The 1569-nt window shown below is 68.3% G+C and carries 1 protein-coding gene; it reads right to left on the reverse strand.

The window, feature by feature from the left end; translation table 11 throughout:
- Positions 1-55: 55 nt before the first annotated feature.
- Positions 56-1318: an IS110 family transposase gene (locus ABZW30_RS46970; RefSeq protein ID WP_355677490.1), complete on the reverse strand. Its 1263-nt coding sequence runs from the start codon at positions 1316-1318 to the stop codon at positions 56-58.
- Between the last annotated feature and the right edge of the window lie 251 nt (positions 1319-1569).

The following is a 1569-nucleotide window of genomic DNA, read 5'->3' on the forward strand; positions in this document are numbered from 1 at the left end:
ACTGACACGAAGAAAAGGCAGAACCTGCAGCTCACGGCTTGATCGAGGTCGGGGGTCAGATGGGGTCGAAGCGGACAGTCAGTCCGAGGGCGTTGGCTTGGCGGATGATCCGTTTGATGGCTCGTTCGGGGTTGGCGCGGGTGACGTGGTCGGCGCCGAGGTCGCGGTAGGGGACCTTGTCGTGGAGTATGTGCCAGACCGCGATCACGATCTTGTGCATGACGGCGACCAGGGCGCGCTGGTTACCGCGCCGGGCGGCGATGCGCCGGTAGTAGGCGGCGAGGTACGTGTCCTTCTGCTTGATCGCGGCCATAGCGGCGGTTCCCAGGATCCGCTTGAGATTGGCGTTGCCGTGGCGGACGTGCGCTGACTTGTTCACCCCGGCGGACTCGTTCATACCCGGGCACACCCCGATCCAGGAGGCGAGGTGTCCGGGGGTGGCGAAGTGCGTCATGTCGCCGCCGGTCTCCGCCAGGATGATCTGTGCGGCCCGCGTGGCGATCCCGGGGATGGAGTCCAGGTTCTCCAGGTCCCGGTCCTTGTCGGCGGCGCGCAGTAGTTCGGCGATCCACCCGTCCAGTTCGGCGATCAGAGTGGCGAGGTGGTCGATCTGTGCCAGGAAGTGCCGGCACATGCGGGCGTGGTGCTCGGTGAAGGTCCCGTCCAGGGCCTGGACCAGGGCGGGGATCTTGTTGCGGGCTGTGTGCACCGCCAGTTCGGCCAACTGTGCCGGGTCACGCTCGCCCTCGATGAGCGCGGCCAGGATCCGCCGCGAGCTGACCCCGGTCACATCGGTGAGCACCGAGGTCAGCTTCAGGCCGCTGTCCTCCAGCTCCTTCTCCAGTCGTTGGACTTCCCGCACCCGCTCGACGCTCAGTTCGGTGCGCCGCCGGGTGAGCTCACGCAGTTCGCGCACCGCGCGGTCGGGCACGAAGGAGGCCATCACCATGCCCGAGGCCGCCGCGCGCGCAAGGAACGCCGCGTCCGACGGGTCGCTCTTGCGCCCACGGATCCCGCGTAGGTGCGCGGGGTTGACCAGCATCAGGTTCAGCCCGGCGTCCTGCAGCGGGTAGAACACGCAGCGCCAGTAGTCCGACGTCGCCTCGAGCGCCACCACCTCCACCGCGCGATCGGCCAGCCATCCAGCAAGCCGGCGCATCTCGCTCGGGGTCGAGTCGAAGCGCTCCGTCTCCAGCGCCCAGGTCCCCGACCGCTTCGGGTTGGGGGTGCGCACGCATACCACGACGAACCGCTTTCCGACGTCCACGCCCGCCGCGCGCAGGAAGAGCACCTCGTCGGGCGCTACCGCTTTCGCCACTGCCTACCCCCACTCAGCCGATGAACCGTCAGGAGCGGGCCGCCCGAGGGGTCAAGGGAAGTGAAGAAACTGACACACGTGCTCCCGCACGGCCACCGGCCGGCATGGCACAAACCGTAGTTCCCGTGCAGACCCCCGCGCCATTCTGGTTTCCGAGCTCGCAGACACCACAGTCACACCGGCGTACCGGACGGCCCGCGCCCATTCTTCCCTGCCCCGTGGAGGGCGCGCAGCGCCCTGGGAGTTCTGGT

Source organism: Kitasatospora sp. NPDC004669, assembly GCF_040609455.1.
Taxonomy (GTDB): Bacteria; Actinomycetota; Actinomycetes; order Streptomycetales; family Streptomycetaceae; genus Kitasatospora.